Raw genomic sequence first — 15,742 nt, forward strand, 5'->3', positions numbered from 1 at the left:
CGCCGTTCCAGCCGCACAGCCGTAAGGCAGGAGACCGCACCGCCGATGTCCACGGAACGACCCGGAGGCTCGCCCTCCACGCAGTCCGCTTCACCGCGCACCCCGAACCGCCAGCTCGCCGCGCTCATCGCCGAAGCCGGATTCTCCCACGCGGGGCTGGCCAGACGCGTCGATCAGCTCGGCCTCGAACACGGCCTCGATCTCCGCTACGACAAGACGTCGGTCACGCGCTGGCTGCGTGGCCAGCGGCCGCGCGGCACCACCCCGGCGCTGATCGCCGAGGTGTTCACCCGGCGGCTGGGCCGCCGGCTGTCCGCCCAGGACCTCGGCCTGGAGGCGTGTGCCCCCGTCTACGCGGGTCTGGAGTTCGCCGCGAGCCCCGCCGAGGCCGTCGACATCGTCGCCGGCCTGTGGCGCAAGGACTCCGGCAGCTACGCCGAGCTGCGCAAGATCGCCTTCACCCCCGCCGGCCTCGTCGTGCCCAGCCGCGACTGGCTCATCGGACGCCCCGACGAGCGGGTCGCCCGCGGCGAGCCGCCCGAGGCCGGCGCGGCGCCCGCCCCCGAGCAGGCGCCGCCCGCCCGGGTTCCCGAACAGTTGCGCGGGCGCCCGCTCGCCCCGCCCGGGCCCCGGCGCCCGGCGCCGCCGCCCCCGGCCCGGCCCAGCCGGCCCAGCCGGCTCGACCGGGTCGAACGCGGCCCCGGCCAGCGCGTCACCGCCGGCGACATCGCCGCGCTGCGGTCGGTCGCCGACCTGTTCCGCACGCTGGACCAGGCGTACGGCGGCGGGCACGCCCGGCAGGCCCTGGTCCGCTATCTGGAGCACGAGCTGGAGCCCATGCTCCGCGGCAGCTACGGCGAGCAGACCGGCCGCAAGCTGTTCTCCGCCGCCGCCGACCTGACCCGGCTGGCCGGGTGGACGGCGTACGACATCGCCGCGCACGGGCTCGCCCAGCGGTACTTCGTGCAGGCGCTGCGGCTGGCCCAGGCGGCGGGCGACCGCGCCTACGGCAGCTATGTGCTGGTCTCCATGAGCAGACAGGCGGTGTACCTGGGCCACGGCCGGGAGGCCGTGCAACTGGCCCGTGTCGCCCAGCAGGGCATGGCGAGCTCCGTGCCGCCGGTGGTGCAGGCCCTGCTGCACGCCGTCGAGGCGCGCGGCCACGGCCTGCTGGGGGAGGTGCGCTCGTGCACGGCGGCGCTCGCCCGGGCCGAGCGCGCCCTGGAGTCCGCCCGGCCGGGCGAGGACGTGCCCGGCTGGGCGCGGTTCTTCGACGAGGCACAGCTCGCGGACGAGTTCGCGCACTGCCACCGCGACCTCCAGCAGTACCGGGCCGCCGCCCGGCACGCCGAGCGCTCCCTCCAGTTGCGCAGCCCGGCGTTCGCCCGCAGCAGGCTGTTCTGCCGCGTGGTGCTGGCCGGCGCGCGGCTGGGCCTGGGCGACGTCGAGCAGGCGTGCACGCTGGCCGCGGAGGCCGCGCAGCAGGCCGGCGAGATGCGGTCGGTGCGCGCCCACGAGTACCTGCAGGACTTCGAGCGGCGCCTCGAACCGTTCCGCGACGCCGCGGCCGTCCGCGTCTACCGGGAGAAGGTGGCGGCGCTCGGCTGAGCCCGCCCGGGCGCGACCGGTGGGTCGGTCGCGCCCGGGGGCGCTCCGGCGCGGATCAGCCCGCGAGCTCCGGTGCGGGCGCCGCGGCGGGTGCCGCCGTCGGCCGGGGCACGCGCGCGTCGGCGAGCAGCGCCGCGGCGGCCCGCCGGGCCGACGCCAGGTCGCCGGTGGGGCCCGGGGTGTCGCGGTGGTCGCCGCACACGTACAGCCCGTCCAGCAGCCGAACGGGCCGCACCCCGGTGTGCGGGGGCACCACCGGCACGGCCTGCGGGTCGTGATGGGCCGCCAGCAGCTCCCAGTCCTCGGCCGCGGTCCGGTGCATCTCGCTCAGTTGCGGCCGGGCCGCCTTGTCCAGCAGCTCGGTCGGCTCCCCGGCACCCGGCCCCAGGACCACCGAGGTGACCAGCGTCCGGCCGGCCGGCGCGCGGGACGGGTCGGCCGCCGAGGCGGCCAGGCTGTGCGCCACCGGGCCGCGCGCGGCGGCGTCCACGATCAGCGTGGCCCCGGACGGCACCTCGGCCGGGGCGGCGTGGTGGAGCACCGTCACCGCGCGGAAGTCCGGCACCCGCAGCCCCGGGAGCAGCCGGGCGGCCTCGGCGGCGCCGGTGGCCAGCACCACCGCCCGGCAGCGGAACGTTTCTCCCGACTCCGCCTCCACGGCCGTGGTCGTCACGGACGCCGCGCGCACCCCGGTCCGCACCGACCCGGCGGGCAGCCCGGCCGCCAGCAGCTCGGGCAGCGCCGCCGCGCCGCCCGCCGGCAGGCCCAGGCCCCGCCGGGCGAAGGCGCGCAGCGCCAGATCGTCCAGCAGGCTGGAGGTCGCCAGGTCCGGGTCGTGCAGCAGCGCCGACAGCAGCGGGCGCAGCGAACTCTCGGCGAGGCCCGCGGGAATGCCCCGCGTCCGCAGCGTGCCGGCGGCCGTCAGCTCGGGCCGGGCGCGCAGCCGCGCGTCCGCGCAGCGGCCCAGCCGGGCCAGATGGGCGCGCAGCCAGATCCGGTCGAGGGCCGAGGACATCGAGGAGGCGGCGCCCGTCCGGTGCTCCTCGCCCGCGCCGATCCGGTGCCCGCGCCGCCCCGGGCCGTGCAGCAGGACGCCGCCGGTCAGCCGGCGCAGCGGCAGCGGACGCGGCAGGTGGCGCAGGACGGGGGAGTCGGGGAACGAGAGCTGGCTGGCGTGGTCGAGCCGGAACCCGTCCCGGTCCTCGGTGGCCATCCGGCCGCCGATGCGGTGTTCGGCCTCCAGTACGGTCACCGAGAGCCCGGCGGCGCTCAGGTGGTGGGCGGCGGCGAGTCCCGCCGTGCCGCCCCCGATGATGACGGTGTCGGAGAACGCGCGGGGCGTTCGGCGCTTGAGCACGTGGCCTCCTGGGTGAGGTGGTCGGTGCGTGCGAGCGGTGGGCCGGGCTGTGGGTGGGCCCGGAGGAGCTGATGCCCGCAAAAGGCGCGGGCGATGCCCGAACCGGAGCCGACCCTCTCACGCCGGGCGGATTGAGACAGAGCGCATGGACCGGGCATGGGCGCACAGAGGTCGCACAACGACGCGCCCGGTCCGCGCTACCCGCGCCGGGCCAGCGCGCCCCGGATCGCGTCCTCCACCGTGGGCTCCGCGAAGACGAAACCGGCCTCCAACAGCCGCTTCGGCAGCACCCGCTGGCTGCCCAGCACGTCCTGGGAGAACTCGCCGAGCACGACGCGCAGCAGCGGCGCCGGCACGGCGAACACCGTCGGGCGGCGCAGCACCCGGCCCATGGCGCGGGTGGCCTCGCGGTTGGTGACCGGATGCGGGCCGGTGAAGTTCACCGGGCCGGACAGCTCGTTCGCGTCGTCGAGCAGGAAGCGCAGCGCGGCCAGATAGTCGGCCAGCGAGATGGCGCTCCAGTACTGCCGGCCGTTGCCGAGCCGGCCGCCGAGCCCGGCGCGGAAGATCGGGAACAGCTTGCCCCAGGCCCCGCCGGAGCGGGCGACCACCAGGCCGGTGCGGATGAAGAGCGTTCGCGCGCCCGCCTCCTGGGCCGGCCCGGCCGCGGCCTCCCAGTCCCGGGCCACGTCCGCCAGGAAGCCGGTGCCGGCCGGCGCGTCCTCGTCCACCGCCCGGTCCCCGGTGTCGCCGTAGTAGCCGATGGCGCTGCCGCACAGGAACACCCGCGGCCTCGTCCCCGCCCCGGCGATCGCGGCGGCCACGGCCGCCGTGCCCAGCACCCGGCTGTCGCGGATCTCCCGCTTGTAGCGGTCGGTCCAGCGCCGCGCCGCCACCGGCGCGCCCGCCATGTGCACCACGGCGTCACAGCCGTCGATCGCCGCGACGTTCAGCTCCTGCTCCCGGCCCGAGGGGTCCCACCGCGCCTCGTCCGCGGCGCGCGGCTCGCGCCGCACCAGCCGCACCACCTCGCGCCCGTCCGCGCGCAGCGCGTCGGCGAGGGCGCCGCCGATGAGACCACTGGTGCCGGTGATGGCGATACGGCGAGGTTCCATGGCCCCCATCCTGGGGGATCACGGTTCCGCCAGGCCAACCGGGGCGTCGGAGGCGCGGAACCGCGCCCACAGCCGGGGCCAGGCCGCCGCCAGCGCCGCGTCGTTCTCGAAGTCCGGCGCGGCGCCCTCGGGTTCGGGCGGCGGCTCCGGCAGGCCGAGGGCCGGGAGCTGATCGCCGGTGAGGATCTCGTACGCCTCGTAGGCCGCGTAGCCCAGCTCCTCGGCCTCGCCGTCCGTGCGGGCGTCGAAGTCCGCCGGCAGCAGGTCGGCCAGCGCGTCGGGGTCGTGCAGCGTTCCCTCGAACACCGCGCGGCCCTGCCCGATCAGCCAGCACCGGAAGTTCTCGAACGTGTCGTCGCCCGCCCCGCCCAGCAGCACCCAGGCGGCGCCCCACACGTCCCAGCGGTAGGCCCGGTTGAACCGCGACTCAAAGTGCCGCGCGAAGTCGGTGACGGCCTGCGGATCCAGTCCCGCCAGCCGGTCGACCAGCAGCTCGGCCTGCGCGTCCGGGTCACCGCCCGCCGCCTCCCGGGCGCGGTCGACGATCTCCCAGAAGGCCCCCTCGTCCAGCAACGATTCCGTGTCCATGAGCGCAACCTCCGTCACGCCTCCAGCATCCGCGCTCCCCGCGCCGGGCGCACGCCGAAGTTCGCCCGGAAAGCCGGACAGAAGGTGTCCGGTATCGCTGCGAGGCTCATCGTCGCACTGAGAAACGGAAGGACGTGCATGGTGGAACAGCCGAACAAGCCGCTGTCGGGCAAGATCGCACTCGTCGCCGGCGCGACCCGGGGCGCGGGCCGGGCGATCGCCGTGGAGCTGGGCGCGGCCGGGGCGACGGTCTACGTGACCGGGCGCACCACGCGGGCGGCCCTGAGCGAGGTGGGCCGGGCCGCCGAGACGATCGAGGAGACGGGGGAGCTGGTCACCGCGGCCGGCGGCGAGGGCATCGCGGTGCCCACCGACCACCTGGAGCCGGACCAGGTGCGGGCGCTGATCGAGCGCGTCGACCGGGAACACGGCCGGCTGGACATCCTGGTCAACGACGTCTGGGGCGCCGACCACCTGCTGGACGTCTCGTTCAGCGGCAAGATGTGGGAGCTCGACCTGGCGGCCGGCCTCCGCATGCTGCGCCTCGGCGTCGAGACGCACATCGTCACCAGCCACTTCGCGCTGCCGCTGCTGATCCGCCGGCCGGGCGGCCTGGTGGTCGAGGTGACGGACGGCACGGCCGAGTCGAACGCGAAGTACCGCGAGCAGTTCTACTACGACCTGGCCAAGAACGCGCCGATCCGGATGGCGTACGCGCTGGGCGAGGAGCTGCGCGCGCTGGGCTGCACGGCCGTGTCGGTGACCCCGGGCTTCCTGCGGTCGGAGGCGATGCTCGACACGTACATGAAGGTCACGGAGGAGAACTGGCGGGACGCCATCGCGAAGGAACCGGGGTTCGCGATCTCCGAGTCCCCGGCGTTCGTCGGCCGGGCGGTGGCCGCCCTGGCCGCCGACCCGGACGTGGCCCGGTGGAACGGGCAGTCCCTCTCCAGCGGCGGACTGGCCCGGGAGTACGGCTTCACCGACACCGACGGTTCGCGGCCGGACGCCTGGCCGTTCCTCGCGGCCCTGGCGGCGGGGGAGCAGCCGGACGCCGCCGACTACCGCTGACCCGCCACCTCAGCGGTACCGTGCCGCCGCCCGCTCCGTCGCCTCGGCGAAGCGGGCGCGCAGGCCGGGCGGGCCCAGGATCTCGGCCTCCGGGCCGAGGGCGAGCAGTTGGGTGTAGGCCACGTCGAGCGACTCCACGCGCAGCGTGACGGTGACCCGGCCCTCCGCGTCGGGGTCGCCGGCGGCGGCCAGCGCCTCGTCCGCCGCCGCCCGGTCGGTGACGTACCGCAGGGCGCGCGCCCCGGCCGGGGTCAGCCGCAGCTCCGCCTCGGCGCGCAGCAGGGAACGGGCGAAGGCCGCGGCCCGCTCCGCCCAGAAGCCGGGCAGGTCGAACGACTCGTCCCGGTCGAAACGGTCCCCGGTCGCCGTCACCTCGGTGAACCGCCCCACCCGGTACACCCGGTGGCCGCCCTCGTCCACCCGGGCCGCCAGGTACCAGACGCCCGCCTTGAGGACCAGGCCGTACGGCTCCAGCGCCCGCCGCACGGTCGTGCCGTCGCCGCGGAGGTATCGCACGGACAGCGTCAGGTCGTCCCACACGGCCTCGGCGACGGCGGGCAGCAGCCCGGGCGTCTCCGGCGGCTGCCACCAGCCCGGCGCGTCGAGATGGAAACGCTGCGCCGCGCTGTCGTGCGCGTCGCTCAGCTCGGGCAGCAGCGCGGCCGAGACCTTCAGCCGGGCGGCGGACGCGGCGTCGGCCAGGCCCATGTCGCGCAGCGCGGAGGGCACCCCGGAGAGGAACAGCGCCTCGGCCTCGCTGCGGCCCAGGCCGGTCAGCCGGGTGCGGTAGCCGCCGATCAGCCGGTAGCCGCCGGTCCGGCCGCGGTCGGCGTACACCGGCACCCCGGCCTCGGCGAGGGCGGACACGTCGCGGGCCACGGTCCGTTCGGAGACCTCCAGCTCGGCCGCCAGCTCGGCACCGGTCATCGCCCGTCGCGCCTGGAGCAGCAGCACCATCTTGATCAGCCGGGCAGCACGCATGGGGACGACGATACGAGGCCGGCAGGAGGGGGTGGCCAGCATGGAGACCGCTGAGGGCCGGGTCCCTTGATCGTGGCGCGACATTCGGGACCCGGGCCTCGGGTGGGAGCCGTGCCGCAGGGCAGGACAGGGGCTATGCGGTGCGGCTCACTTTCCTGGGAACTGTAAGCCTCTGATCGATGATCGATCAAAGCTTTCGCCGGAAAAACTCCCCGAATCAGGGAAATTGGCATCCCGTGCCAGGGTAATTCCGGCGATAACCGGCGAGATCAGGCACGCGGTGCACAGTTCAGAACGTGATCCTTGACCAACTCGCCGATGTGCGGATCCTGGCGCACGAACGCGTCGATCAGCTCCTGGTGCTCCTCGGCGTAGGAACGCTGCCGGGTGCCCAGCCACCGGATCGACAGCGCGGTCCAGATCTCGATGCCCAGGGACTCCCACGTGTGCAGCAGCACGCTGTTGCCCGACGCCTTGACCAGCTCGCGGTGGAAGGCGACCGTGTGCCCGACCTGGGCCTCGGCGTCCCCGACGCGGTCCGCCCGGCACAGCGCGGCCACCTCGGGCTCCAGCGCGGAGACGTCCTTGGCCAGCCGGGGCGCGGCCAGCTCGGCGGCGATCTGCTCCAGGCCGGCCCGGACCGGGTAGATCTCCTCCAGGTCACCGGCGGTGAGCGCCCGGACGCGAACGCCCTTGTTCGGGGCCGATTCGATCAGCCGCAACGCCTCCAGCTCGCGCAGCGCCTCCCGCACCGGCGTCTGGCTGACGTCCAGTTCGACCGCGATCCGCCGCTCGACGATCCGCTCGCCGGGCTGCCAGCGTCCGCTGACGATCCCCTCCACGATGTGCTCGCGGATCTGCTGGCGCAGTGAGTGGACGATGGGCGGACTCATGTCACCCTCCTATCGGGCCCTTTGAGACCCCAACAGGCCGCGCCCCGCCCGGAAGGGGTCCGGGCGGGGCGCGGGCCGGTTTCGGTTGCCTGCCGGAGGCTTCCGGCACCCGGCACTACAGGCCGAGCTCACCCTCGAACTCGCCGGCCTCCAGGCGCGCCTTGACGTCCGTGAGGTAACGGGCGGCGTCCGCGCCGTCGACGAGCTGGTGGTCGTAGGACAGGGTCAGGTAGACCATGTCCCGGATGGCGATGGTCTCGCCGAGCTCGGGGTGGTTCACCACGACCGGGCGGCGCACGGTGGCGCCGATGCCCAGCTCGGCGACCTGGGGGTAGTTCACGATGATCGTGTCGAACAGCGCGCCGCGCGACCCGGTGTTGCTGATCGTGAACGTGCCGCCGGACATGTCGTCCGGCGCCAGCCCGCCACCGCGGACCTTGCCCGCCAGCTCCGCCGTCTTCTTGGCGATGCCGGCCAGGCTCAGGTCGCCGGCCCCCTTGATGACCGGGACCATCAGGCCCTTCTCGGAGTCCACCGCGATGCCGATGTTCTCGACGTCGTGGTAGGTGACCGTGCCGTCGTCGTTGATCTTGGCGTTGACGGACGGGTGCGCCTTCAGCGCCTCGGCCGCGGCCTTGACGAAGAACGGCATCGGGGAGAGCTTGACGCCCTCGCGCGCCAGGAAGGCGTCCTTGGCGCGGGCCCGCAGCCGCATGATCCGGGTCACGTCGACCTCGACGACGGAGGAGAGCTGCGCCTGGCTGTGCAGCGCCTTCATCATGTTCTCGCCGATGAGCTTGCGGATCCGGGACATCTTCACCGTCTGGCCGCGCAGCGGCGACGGCTGGACCGGAGCCGCGGGCTTGGCGGCGGGGGCGGCGGCCGGTGCGGGGGCGGCAGCGGCGGCCCGGGCCGCCTCGGCGGCGGCGAGCACGTCCTGCTTGCGGATCCGGCCACCGACGCCGGAGCCCTTGACCGTGCCCAGGTCCACGTTGTTCTCGGCGGCGAGCTTGCGCACCAGCGGGGTGACGTAGGCGCCCTCCACGGCCGGGGCCTGGGCGGCGGCCGGAGCGGGAGCCGGAGCCGGCGCGGGGGCAGGCGCGGGCGCGGGCGCGGGAGCCGGAGCGGGCGCCGGTGCCTGAGCCGCCGCGGGCGCCGGGGCGGGCGCGGGCGCGGGGGTCGGCTCGGGAGCCGGAGCGGGCGCCGGCGCGGCCGGGGCGGCGGGCGCCGGAGCCGCGGGGGCGGCACCGGCGGCCCCGATGACGCCCAGCTTGGCGCCGACCTCGGCCGTCTCGTCCTCGCCCACCGTGATCTCCAGCAGCGTGCCCGCGACCGGGGCCGGGATCTCGGTGTCGACCTTGTCGGTGGAGACCTCAAGCAGAGGCTCGTCGGCCTCGACCTCCTCGCCGACCTCCTTCAGCCAGCGGGTGACGGTGCCCTCGGTGACGGACTCGCCCAGCGCCGGAAGCACGACGTCCGTGCCCTGGGCGCCGCCGGCCGGAGCCGGCGCAGCCTGGGCCGGCGCGGGCGCCGGGGCGGGAGCCTCGGCCTGCGCGGGCGGCGCCGCCTGCTGGGCCGGGGCCTGCTGGGCCGGAGCCGGGGCGGGCTCCTCGGCGGGCGCCGGGGCCGGGGCCGGAGCCCCGGAGCCGTCGTCGATCACCGCGAGTTCGGCGCCGACCTCGACGGTCTCGTCCTCGGCGACCTTGATGGACGACAGCACGCCGGCCGCGGGGGCCGGGATCTCGGTGTCGACCTTGTCGGTGGAGACCTCAAGCAGAGGCTCGTCCACCTCCACCTGCTCGCCTTCGGCCTTCAGCCAGCGGGTGACGGTGCCCTCGGTCACGCTCTCGCCGAGCGCCGGAAGGGTTACGGAAACCGCCATGGTTTCTGTTGCTCCTTACGAAAAGTGGCAAATGGTTACTGCGCGCTCTGGGGATACGCGGCCAGGTCAGTCGTGGGAATGCAGCGGCTTGCCGGCCAGGGCCAGATGGGCCTCGCCCAGCGCCTCGTTCTGCGTCGGATGCGCGTGGATGAGCTGTGCCACCTCGGCGGGCAGCGCCTCCCAGTTGTAGATGAGCTGGGCCTCGCCGACCTGCTCGCCGATCCGGTCCCCGACCATGTGGACGCCGACCACGGCGCCGTCCCTCACCCGCACGAGCTTGATCTCGCCCGCCGTTTTCAGGATCTTGCTCTTGCCGTTCCCGGCGAGGTTGTACTTCAGGGTGACCACCTGGTCCGCCCCGTACAGCTCCTTGGCCCGCGCCTCGCTGACGCCGACCGAGGCGACTTCGGGGTGGCAGTAGGTGACGCGCGGCACCCCGTCGTAGTCGATCGGCACCGGCGACAGACCGGCCAGGCGCTCGGCCACCAGGATGCCCTCCGCGAAGCCGACGTGCGCGAGCTGGAGCGTGGGGATGAGGTCGCCGACGGCCGAGATGGTCGGCACGTTGGTCCGGCAGTACTCGTCCACCAGCACGAAGCCGCGGTCCATGGCGACCCCGGCCTCCTCGTAGCCCAGCCCCTGCGACACCGGGCCGCGGCCGATGGCGACGAGCAGCACCTCCGCCTCGAAGGTCTTGCCATTGGCCAGGGTGACCCGCACCCCGTCGGCCGTGTACTCGGCGCTCTGGAAGAACGAGCCGAGCGAGAACTGTATGCCGCGCTTGCGGAAGGCGCGCTCCAGCAGCTTGGAGCTGTTCTCGTCCTCCGCGGGCACCAGGTGGGGCAGGCCCTCGACGATGGTCACGTCGGCGCCGAACGACTTCCACGCGGAGGCGAACTCCACGCCGATGACGCCGCCGCCCAGCACGATCGCCGACTTCGGCACGCGGTCCAGGACCAGCGCGTGGTCCGAGGAGATGATCCGGTCGCCGTCGATGGTCAGCCCCGGCAGCGACCGGGGCACCGAACCGGTGGCCAGGACGATGTGCCGCCCGGTGTAGGTCTGGCCGTTCACGTCGATGGAGGTGGGCGAGGACAGCCGTCCCTCGCCCTCCACATAGGTGATCTTGCGGGAGGCCACCAGGCCCTGAAGCCCCTTGTACAGGCCGGAGATCACCCCGTCCTTGTACTTGTGCACGCCCGCCATGTCGATGCCGTCGAAGGTGGACTTCACGCCGAACTCGGCGCCCTCGCGCGCCGCGTCCGCCACCTCCCCGGCGTGCAGCAGGGCCTTGGTGGGGATACATCCGTTGTGCAGACAGGTGCCGCCCAGCTTGTTCTTCTCGATCAGGGCGACGTCCAGGCCGAGCTGCGAGGCGCGCAGGGCCGCGGCGTAACCACCGCTGCCGCCACCGAGGATCACTAGGTCGAAAACGGTGCTGGCGTCGTTCGCCACGTCACGTTCCTCCAAGGATGGGGTTCGCCGGGCCGGTCGACGGTGACCGGCCGGCGGTGCTGTGTACGCCGCTGGTGCGCGGCTTGGTGTGGCTCGCCTTGGTGGTTGAGCCCGGCCCTGTCCTGCCGGAAACCCATCTTCGCACGCTGCCGCGCCGGGGCGGATCTCCGGGGCGGGCGGGGCAGGGGTCTGCCGTCAAAGGGGCGGTCGATCAGCGAGCGGCGCATGGCGCCCGGCTGGCAAGGCGCCGGATCGCAGCTCGTACTTGTCCGTACTCGCGCGATTCGGCAACGCAGCCTGGGGGCACCTCCCGGACGGAGTCTGGGGGAGGGATGCCAGGCGTCGCGAGCCGGGCGCCCCTTTGATGGCAGGCCCTAGGCGAGCTCCCCGTCCGCGACCCGTTCGGCCAGCCTGACCAGCGTGCGCACGGCCGATCCGGTGCCGCCCTTGGGCGTGTAGCCGAACGCCGCCCCCTCGTTGAACGCGGGCCCGGCGATGTCCAGATGGGCCCACCGGGTGCCGTCCGCCACGAACTCCTTCAGGAACAGGGCCGCCGACAGGCCGCCGCCCATCCGCTCGCCCACGTTCGACAGGTCCGCGACCGACGACTTCAGGCCCTCGGCCAGCTCACCGGGCATCGGCATCGGCCAGGACGGCTCGCCGACCTGCTCGGCCGTCTCGTGGACCAACTGCCGGAAGTCCTCGTCGGCGCCCAGCACCCCGAACGTGCGCTTGCCCAGCGCCAGTACCATCGCGCCGGTCAGCGTGGCCACGTCCACCAGCGCGTCCGGCGACTCCTCGCAGGCGCGGGTGATCGCGTCGGCCAGCACCAGGCGGCCCTCGGCGTCGGTGTTGAGGACCTCCACCGTCTTGCCGCTGTACATGGTCAGCACGTCGCCGGGGCGCACCGAGGAGCCGGAGGGCATGTTCTCCGCCAGGGCCAGCCAGCCGGTGACGTTGACCCTGAGGCCCAGCCGGGCGGCGGACACCACGGTGGAGAACACGGCGGCGGCGCCGCTCATGTCGCACTTCATCGTCTCGTTGTGGCCGACCGGCTTCAGCGACAGGCCGCCGGAGTCGTACGTGATGCCCTTGCCGACCAGCGCCAGCGTCGCCGCGGCGTCCGGGTGCGTGTACCCGATCCGCACCAGCCGGGGCGGGGTGGCCGAACCCTGGCCGACGCCCATGATGCCGCCGTAGCCGCCCGCGACGAGCGCCTCCTCGTCCAGCACCTCGACCGTCACCCCGTACTCGGGGGCCGCGGCCTCCACCACGGCGGCGAAGTCGGCGGGGGAGAGGGCGTTCGGCGGGGTGTTGATCAAGTCCCGGGCGCGCGCCACCTCCTCGGCCAGCACCAGCGCCCGCTCCCCGGCGGTGGCGTGCTCCTCGTCGCCCGCGTCGGCGTCCAGCACGGTGATGCGGGCCAGCGGGGCGGGACCGGGGGTGGCGTTCGCCCCGCGGAACGCGGTGAACGCGTACGCCCCCAGAAGCGCGCCCTCGGCGACGGCCGCGATCCCGTCCGTGCCGGCCGCGGGCAGCGCGAAGCTCGCGTGGTCGCTGCCGTTCAGGGTGCGGGCGGCGGTGCCGGCCGCGCGGCGCAGCGCCTCGGGCGCGAAGCCGTCCGCCGGCGCGGTGCCCAGGCCCACCGCGACGATCAGCGGCACGGCCCAGCCCGCCGGGGCGGGGACTCTGGTGATCTCGTCCTCGCCGCCCTTCGCGCCGAGCGTGGCCAGGGTGGCGGCCAGCGTGCCGCCGAAGGCCTCGTCGACCGCGGCGGCGGCGGGGGAGCCCGCGGCCAGGACGGGCCCGGACTCGCCCTTGGTGACGCCGATCACCACGGCGTCCGCGGGCACCGTGGTCGCGGGGAGGTTGCTGAGGGTCAGTGCAGTCACGGTGAGATGTTCCGTTCTGTCTTCGTCGTTTCGTCGTGGGGCTGTGCGGCTCCGCGGCAATCCGGCAGAAGACTACGCCGCGACGATCTCAGGTGGCGCCCACGGTCAGTACCAGCAGTGTCACTGTGGCGGCCGTCTCGACGACCGCGCCGAGAACGTCCCCGGTGACCCCGCCGAACCGGCGCCCGCAGTGCCGCACCAGCGCCTCCGCCGCGCTGAGGGCCAGCACCACCGCGCACAGCCCGATCACCGCCCCGGCCCCCGCTCGGTCCCCGGTCAGCGCGCCCGCGACGGCCGCCGCCACGGCCACGGCTCCGGCCGCGGTCAGCGCCGCGCGGGCGCTGACGGACTCGGCCACGGCCGCGCCCAGCCCCTCGGCGCGGGCGGCCGGGACCCCCGCGCGGCAGGCCCAGGTCAGCGCGGTGCGCGAGGTGACGGCGGCGAGCACCACGGCCGTCACCGCGGCGGCGCGGCCGTGCCCGTACAGCTCGTACAGCGCGGCGACCTGCGTCAGCAGCGTGAGCACGAGCGTCACCACGCCGAACGGGCCGATGTCGGACCGTTTCATGATCCGCAGCGCCTCGTCGGCCGGTCGGCCGCTGCCCAGCCCGTCGGCCACGTCGGCCAGCCCGTCCAGGTGCAGCCCGCGGCTGAGCGCGGCCGTCACCGCCACGGTCAGCACGGCGGTCAGCAGCCAGCCGGCCTCCAGCTCCAGGAACACCCAGGAGACCGCCGCGGCCGCCAGGCCGATCGCCAGCCCGGCCAGCGGCGCGCACAGCATCCCCGCGCGCGCGGCGGCCCGGTCCCAGCGCGGCCCGTCGCCGACCGGCAGGACGGTGAGGGTGCCGAACGCGAACCGCAGCCCGTCGCGCGCGCTCGCCGGCGGCGGGCCCGGGGGCGGCGGGGGGCCCGGCGGGAGTGGTGGGCGGGGCGGTGGCGGCGTGGCGTTCATCGCCCGGCAGCGTAGCGGCAGACGCTGGGGACCCATGGAGCATTGGTGGTATCGCAACATCACCGAGCCCGGGAAGCTGCCGCTGCTGCTGGCGCTCACGGCGTTCGTCGTCACGTTTCTCGTGGTCCGCGGCGTGACGCGGCTGATCCGGGCCGGGCGGGGGCCGTTCCACGACGTCTCGGCCGGCGGACAGCATGTCCACCATGTGGTGCCCGGGGTGGTGCTGATGGTGGTCGGCGGCTTCGGCGGGGTCGCGGCGGGCGGCCGGGGCTGGGTGGCCTCGCTGACGGCGGTGGTGTTCGGCGTCGGCGCCGGCCTGGTGCTCGACGAGTTCGCGCTGATCCTCTATCTGCACGACGTGTACTGGACCGACCAGGGCCGCAAGAGCGTGGAGGCGGTGGTGCTGACCGCCGCGCTGGTCGCCATGCTGCTCACCGGCTTCGTCCCGCTGGGCGTCGACGGCGTCGGCGCGGACGAGCGGGCGGGCCGGGGCGGCGCGGTCGCCACCGTGCTGGGGAACCTGCTGTTCGTGCTCGTCGCGCTGGTCAAGGGGAAGTTCCGGCTGGCCGTGGTGGGGGTGCTGGTGCCGCTGGCGGCTTTCGTCGGCGCGCTCCGGCTGGCCCGGCCGGACTCGCCCTGGGCGAAACGCGCCTACGCCCGGCGACCGCGCACGCGGAAGCGGGCGGAGCGCCGGGCGCGGGCGCACGATGCCCGCTGGGGGCGCGTGCGCCGGTGGGTCCAACAGGTGGTGGGCGGGATGCCGCGCGGCGGCTGACGCGCGCTCAGGTGGCCTCGGCCACGGCCTCGGAGCGGTCGGCGAGCTCGTCCCCGGCGCCGTCCCCGGCTTCGGTGGCGGCCTCCCCGGCGGCGGGCTCGGGCAGTTCCGGCAGCTCGGCCGCCAGCGCGGCGGCGGCGGTGACCAGCGGCAGTGCGAGCAGCGCGCCGGACGCCTCGCCCACGGTCACGCCGTGGTCGAGCAGCGGCTCCATCGCCATCCGGTCCAGCGCCTTGGCCTGGCCCGGCTCGCCGCTGGCCTGTCCGGCGAGCCACCAGTCGGGGGCGCGGAACGCGATCCGCTGCGCGACAAGGGCGCACGCCGCCGAGACGACGCCGTCCAGGATGACGGGGGTGCGGCGCACGGCGCACTGGAGCAGGAACCCGGTCATCGCGGTCAGATCGGCGCCGCCGACCGCGGCGAGCAACTGGAGCTGGTCGCCGAGCACCGGCCGGGCGCGGCGCAGCCCGTCCCGGATGGCCGCGCACTTGCGCATCCACGTCAGGTCGTCGATGCGGACGCCGCCGCGGCCGGTCACGACGGAGGCGTCGGTGCCGCACATCGCGGCGATCAGCACGCCGGCGGCGGTGGTGCCGCCGACGGACAGGTCGCCGAGCACCAGCAGATCGGTGCCCGCGTCGGCCTCCTCGTCCGCGATGGCCATGCCGGTGCGGAACGCCTGCTCGGCCTCCTCGGAGGTGAGCGTGTCCTCGATGTCCAGCCGTCCGGAACCGCGGCGCACCCGGTGCCGGGTCACCTCCGCCGGCAGGTCCGCCGGGTCGCAGTCCAGCGACAGGTCCACCACGCGCAACGGGACCCCCGCGTGCCGCGCGAGCACGGCGGCCGGCGCGGAGCCGTCCAGCACGGCCCGCACCAGGGCGGACGCGGTGCCCGCCGGGCGGCCGGAGACACCGATCCCGGCCACGCCGTGGTCACCGGCGAACAGCACGGCCCGGGGCCGCTCGACCGGCGTGACGGGCACCTGCCCCTGGGCGGCGGCCAGCCAGGCGCCGAGGTCGTCCAGCCGTCCGAGCGCCTTGGCGGGCAGGCCGGTGCGCAGCCGCCGCTCCTCCGCCCGGCGCCGGATCCGGACACTGGGGCGCTCGATGAGATCCCCGAAGTCATCGAGATTCAGACCGCCGTCACTCATGCGCACGAGGGTACCGCCCGCGG

Annotated in this window: 13 protein-coding genes; 3 read left to right on the forward strand and 10 right to left on the reverse strand. The window is 75.1% G+C overall.

Translation table 11 applies throughout. The annotated features are described in order from the left end of the window. The first annotated feature begins 45 nt into the window (after window positions 1-45). Complete coding sequence (locus RM590_RS18795) at window positions 46-1,608, forward strand: regulator (RefSeq protein ID WP_311705774.1); 1,563 nt, start codon at window positions 46-48, stop codon at window positions 1,606-1,608. Between the two features lie 55 nt (window positions 1,609-1,663). Here RM590_RS18795 and RM590_RS18800 read toward each other — a convergent pair whose 3' ends face one another. From RM590_RS18800 to RM590_RS18810, 3 genes are all read right to left on the reverse strand, one after another. After that, window positions 1,664-2,965, reverse strand: a complete 1,302-nt coding sequence (locus RM590_RS18800; protein ID WP_311705775.1) for an FAD-dependent oxidoreductase — start codon at window positions 2,963-2,965, stop codon at window positions 1,664-1,666. 197 nt (window positions 2,966-3,162) lie between these two features. After that, window positions 3,163-4,080, reverse strand: coding sequence for a TIGR01777 family oxidoreductase (locus tag RM590_RS18805; RefSeq protein WP_394813896.1), 918 nt, complete (start codon window positions 4,078-4,080; stop codon window positions 3,163-3,165). Window positions 4,081-4,098: 18 nt separating this feature from the next. Continuing rightward, window positions 4,099-4,668 carry a DUF4240 domain-containing protein gene (locus tag RM590_RS18810; protein ID WP_311705777.1) on the reverse strand — a complete coding sequence of 190 codons (570 nt, stop codon included), beginning with the start codon at window positions 4,666-4,668 and terminating at the stop codon, window positions 4,099-4,101. Between the two features lie 138 nt (window positions 4,669-4,806). Here RM590_RS18810 and RM590_RS18815 point away from each other — a divergent pair, with 138 nt between their 5' ends. Further along, window positions 4,807-5,739, forward strand: a complete 933-nt coding sequence (locus tag RM590_RS18815; RefSeq protein ID WP_311705778.1) for an SDR family oxidoreductase — start codon at window positions 4,807-4,809, stop codon at window positions 5,737-5,739. 9 nt (window positions 5,740-5,748) lie between these two features. On the opposite strand, the gene RM590_RS18820 is transcribed toward RM590_RS18815, so the two are convergent. The 6 genes from RM590_RS18820 to RM590_RS18845 all read right to left on the reverse strand — a co-directional run bounded on the left by RM590_RS18820 (window position 5,749) and on the right by RM590_RS18845 (window position 13,794). After that, window positions 5,749-6,720 (reverse strand): helix-turn-helix transcriptional regulator, encoded by a 972-nt coding sequence (locus RM590_RS18820; RefSeq protein WP_311705779.1) that lies wholly within the window; start codon window positions 6,718-6,720, stop codon window positions 5,749-5,751. Between the two features lie 269 nt (window positions 6,721-6,989). Further along, complete coding sequence (locus RM590_RS18825) at window positions 6,990-7,613, reverse strand: GntR family transcriptional regulator (RefSeq protein WP_311705780.1); 624 nt, start codon at window positions 7,611-7,613, stop codon at window positions 6,990-6,992. A 115-nt stretch (window positions 7,614-7,728) separates the two neighbouring features. Next, window positions 7,729-9,495 (reverse strand): 2-oxoglutarate dehydrogenase, E2 component, dihydrolipoamide succinyltransferase, encoded by a 1,767-nt coding sequence (gene sucB, locus RM590_RS18830; protein WP_311705781.1) that lies wholly within the window; start codon window positions 9,493-9,495, stop codon window positions 7,729-7,731. A gap of 66 nt (window positions 9,496-9,561) precedes the next feature. Continuing rightward, window positions 9,562-10,950 (reverse strand): dihydrolipoyl dehydrogenase, encoded by a 1,389-nt coding sequence (gene lpdA / locus RM590_RS18835; protein ID WP_311705782.1) that lies wholly within the window; start codon window positions 10,948-10,950, stop codon window positions 9,562-9,564. A gap of 374 nt (window positions 10,951-11,324) precedes the next feature. After that, window positions 11,325-12,842, reverse strand: a complete 1,518-nt coding sequence (locus RM590_RS18840) for a leucyl aminopeptidase (RefSeq protein ID WP_311705783.1) — start codon at window positions 12,840-12,842, stop codon at window positions 11,325-11,327. 88 nt (window positions 12,843-12,930) lie between these two features. Next, entirely contained in the window at window positions 12,931-13,794 is an 864-nt protein-coding gene (locus RM590_RS18845; protein WP_311705784.1) for an adenosylcobinamide-GDP ribazoletransferase, read from the reverse strand. Window positions 13,795-13,828: 34 nt separating this feature from the next. Between RM590_RS18845 and RM590_RS18850 the strand changes: the two genes are divergently transcribed. Next, a complete protein-coding gene (locus RM590_RS18850; RefSeq protein WP_311705785.1) occupies window positions 13,829-14,569 on the forward strand; it encodes a hypothetical protein in 741 nt (246 codons plus the stop codon). Between the two features lie 7 nt (window positions 14,570-14,576). On the opposite strand, the gene RM590_RS18855 is transcribed toward RM590_RS18850, so the two are convergent. Further along, window positions 14,577-15,719 (reverse strand): nicotinate-nucleotide--dimethylbenzimidazole phosphoribosyltransferase, encoded by a 1,143-nt coding sequence (locus RM590_RS18855; RefSeq protein ID WP_311705786.1) that lies wholly within the window; start codon window positions 15,717-15,719, stop codon window positions 14,577-14,579. Between the last annotated feature and the right edge of the window lie 23 nt (window positions 15,720-15,742).

The organism is Streptomyces litchfieldiae, from assembly GCF_031845365.1.
In the GTDB taxonomy this organism is placed as follows: Bacteria; Actinomycetota; Actinomycetes; order Streptomycetales; family Streptomycetaceae; genus Streptomyces; species Streptomyces litchfieldiae.

Coding starts and splice junctions, on each gene's coding strand:
- RM590_RS18845 (WP_311705784.1), bottom strand. CDS start 13,794: ATGAACGCCACGCCGCCACCGCCCCGCCCACCACTCCCGCCGGGCCCC.
- RM590_RS18850 (WP_311705785.1), top strand. CDS start 13,829: ATGGAGCATTGGTGGTATCGCAACATCACCGAGCCCGGGAAGCTGCCG.
- RM590_RS18855 (WP_311705786.1), bottom strand. CDS start 15,719: ATGAGTGACGGCGGTCTGAATCTCGATGACTTCGGGGATCTCATCGAG.
- sucB (WP_311705781.1), bottom strand. CDS start 9,495: ATGGCGGTTTCCGTAACCCTTCCGGCGCTCGGCGAGAGCGTGACCGAG.
- RM590_RS18795 (WP_311705774.1), top strand. CDS start 46: ATGTCCACGGAACGACCCGGAGGCTCGCCCTCCACGCAGTCCGCTTCA.
- RM590_RS18820 (WP_311705779.1), bottom strand. CDS start 6,720: ATGCGTGCTGCCCGGCTGATCAAGATGGTGCTGCTGCTCCAGGCGCGA.
- RM590_RS18805 (WP_394813896.1), bottom strand. CDS start 4,080: ATGGAACCTCGCCGTATCGCCATCACCGGCACCAGTGGTCTCATCGGC.
- RM590_RS18815 (WP_311705778.1), top strand. CDS start 4,807: ATGGTGGAACAGCCGAACAAGCCGCTGTCGGGCAAGATCGCACTCGTC.
- RM590_RS18810 (WP_311705777.1), bottom strand. CDS start 4,668: ATGGACACGGAATCGTTGCTGGACGAGGGGGCCTTCTGGGAGATCGTC.
- RM590_RS18825 (WP_311705780.1), bottom strand. CDS start 7,613: ATGAGTCCGCCCATCGTCCACTCACTGCGCCAGCAGATCCGCGAGCAC.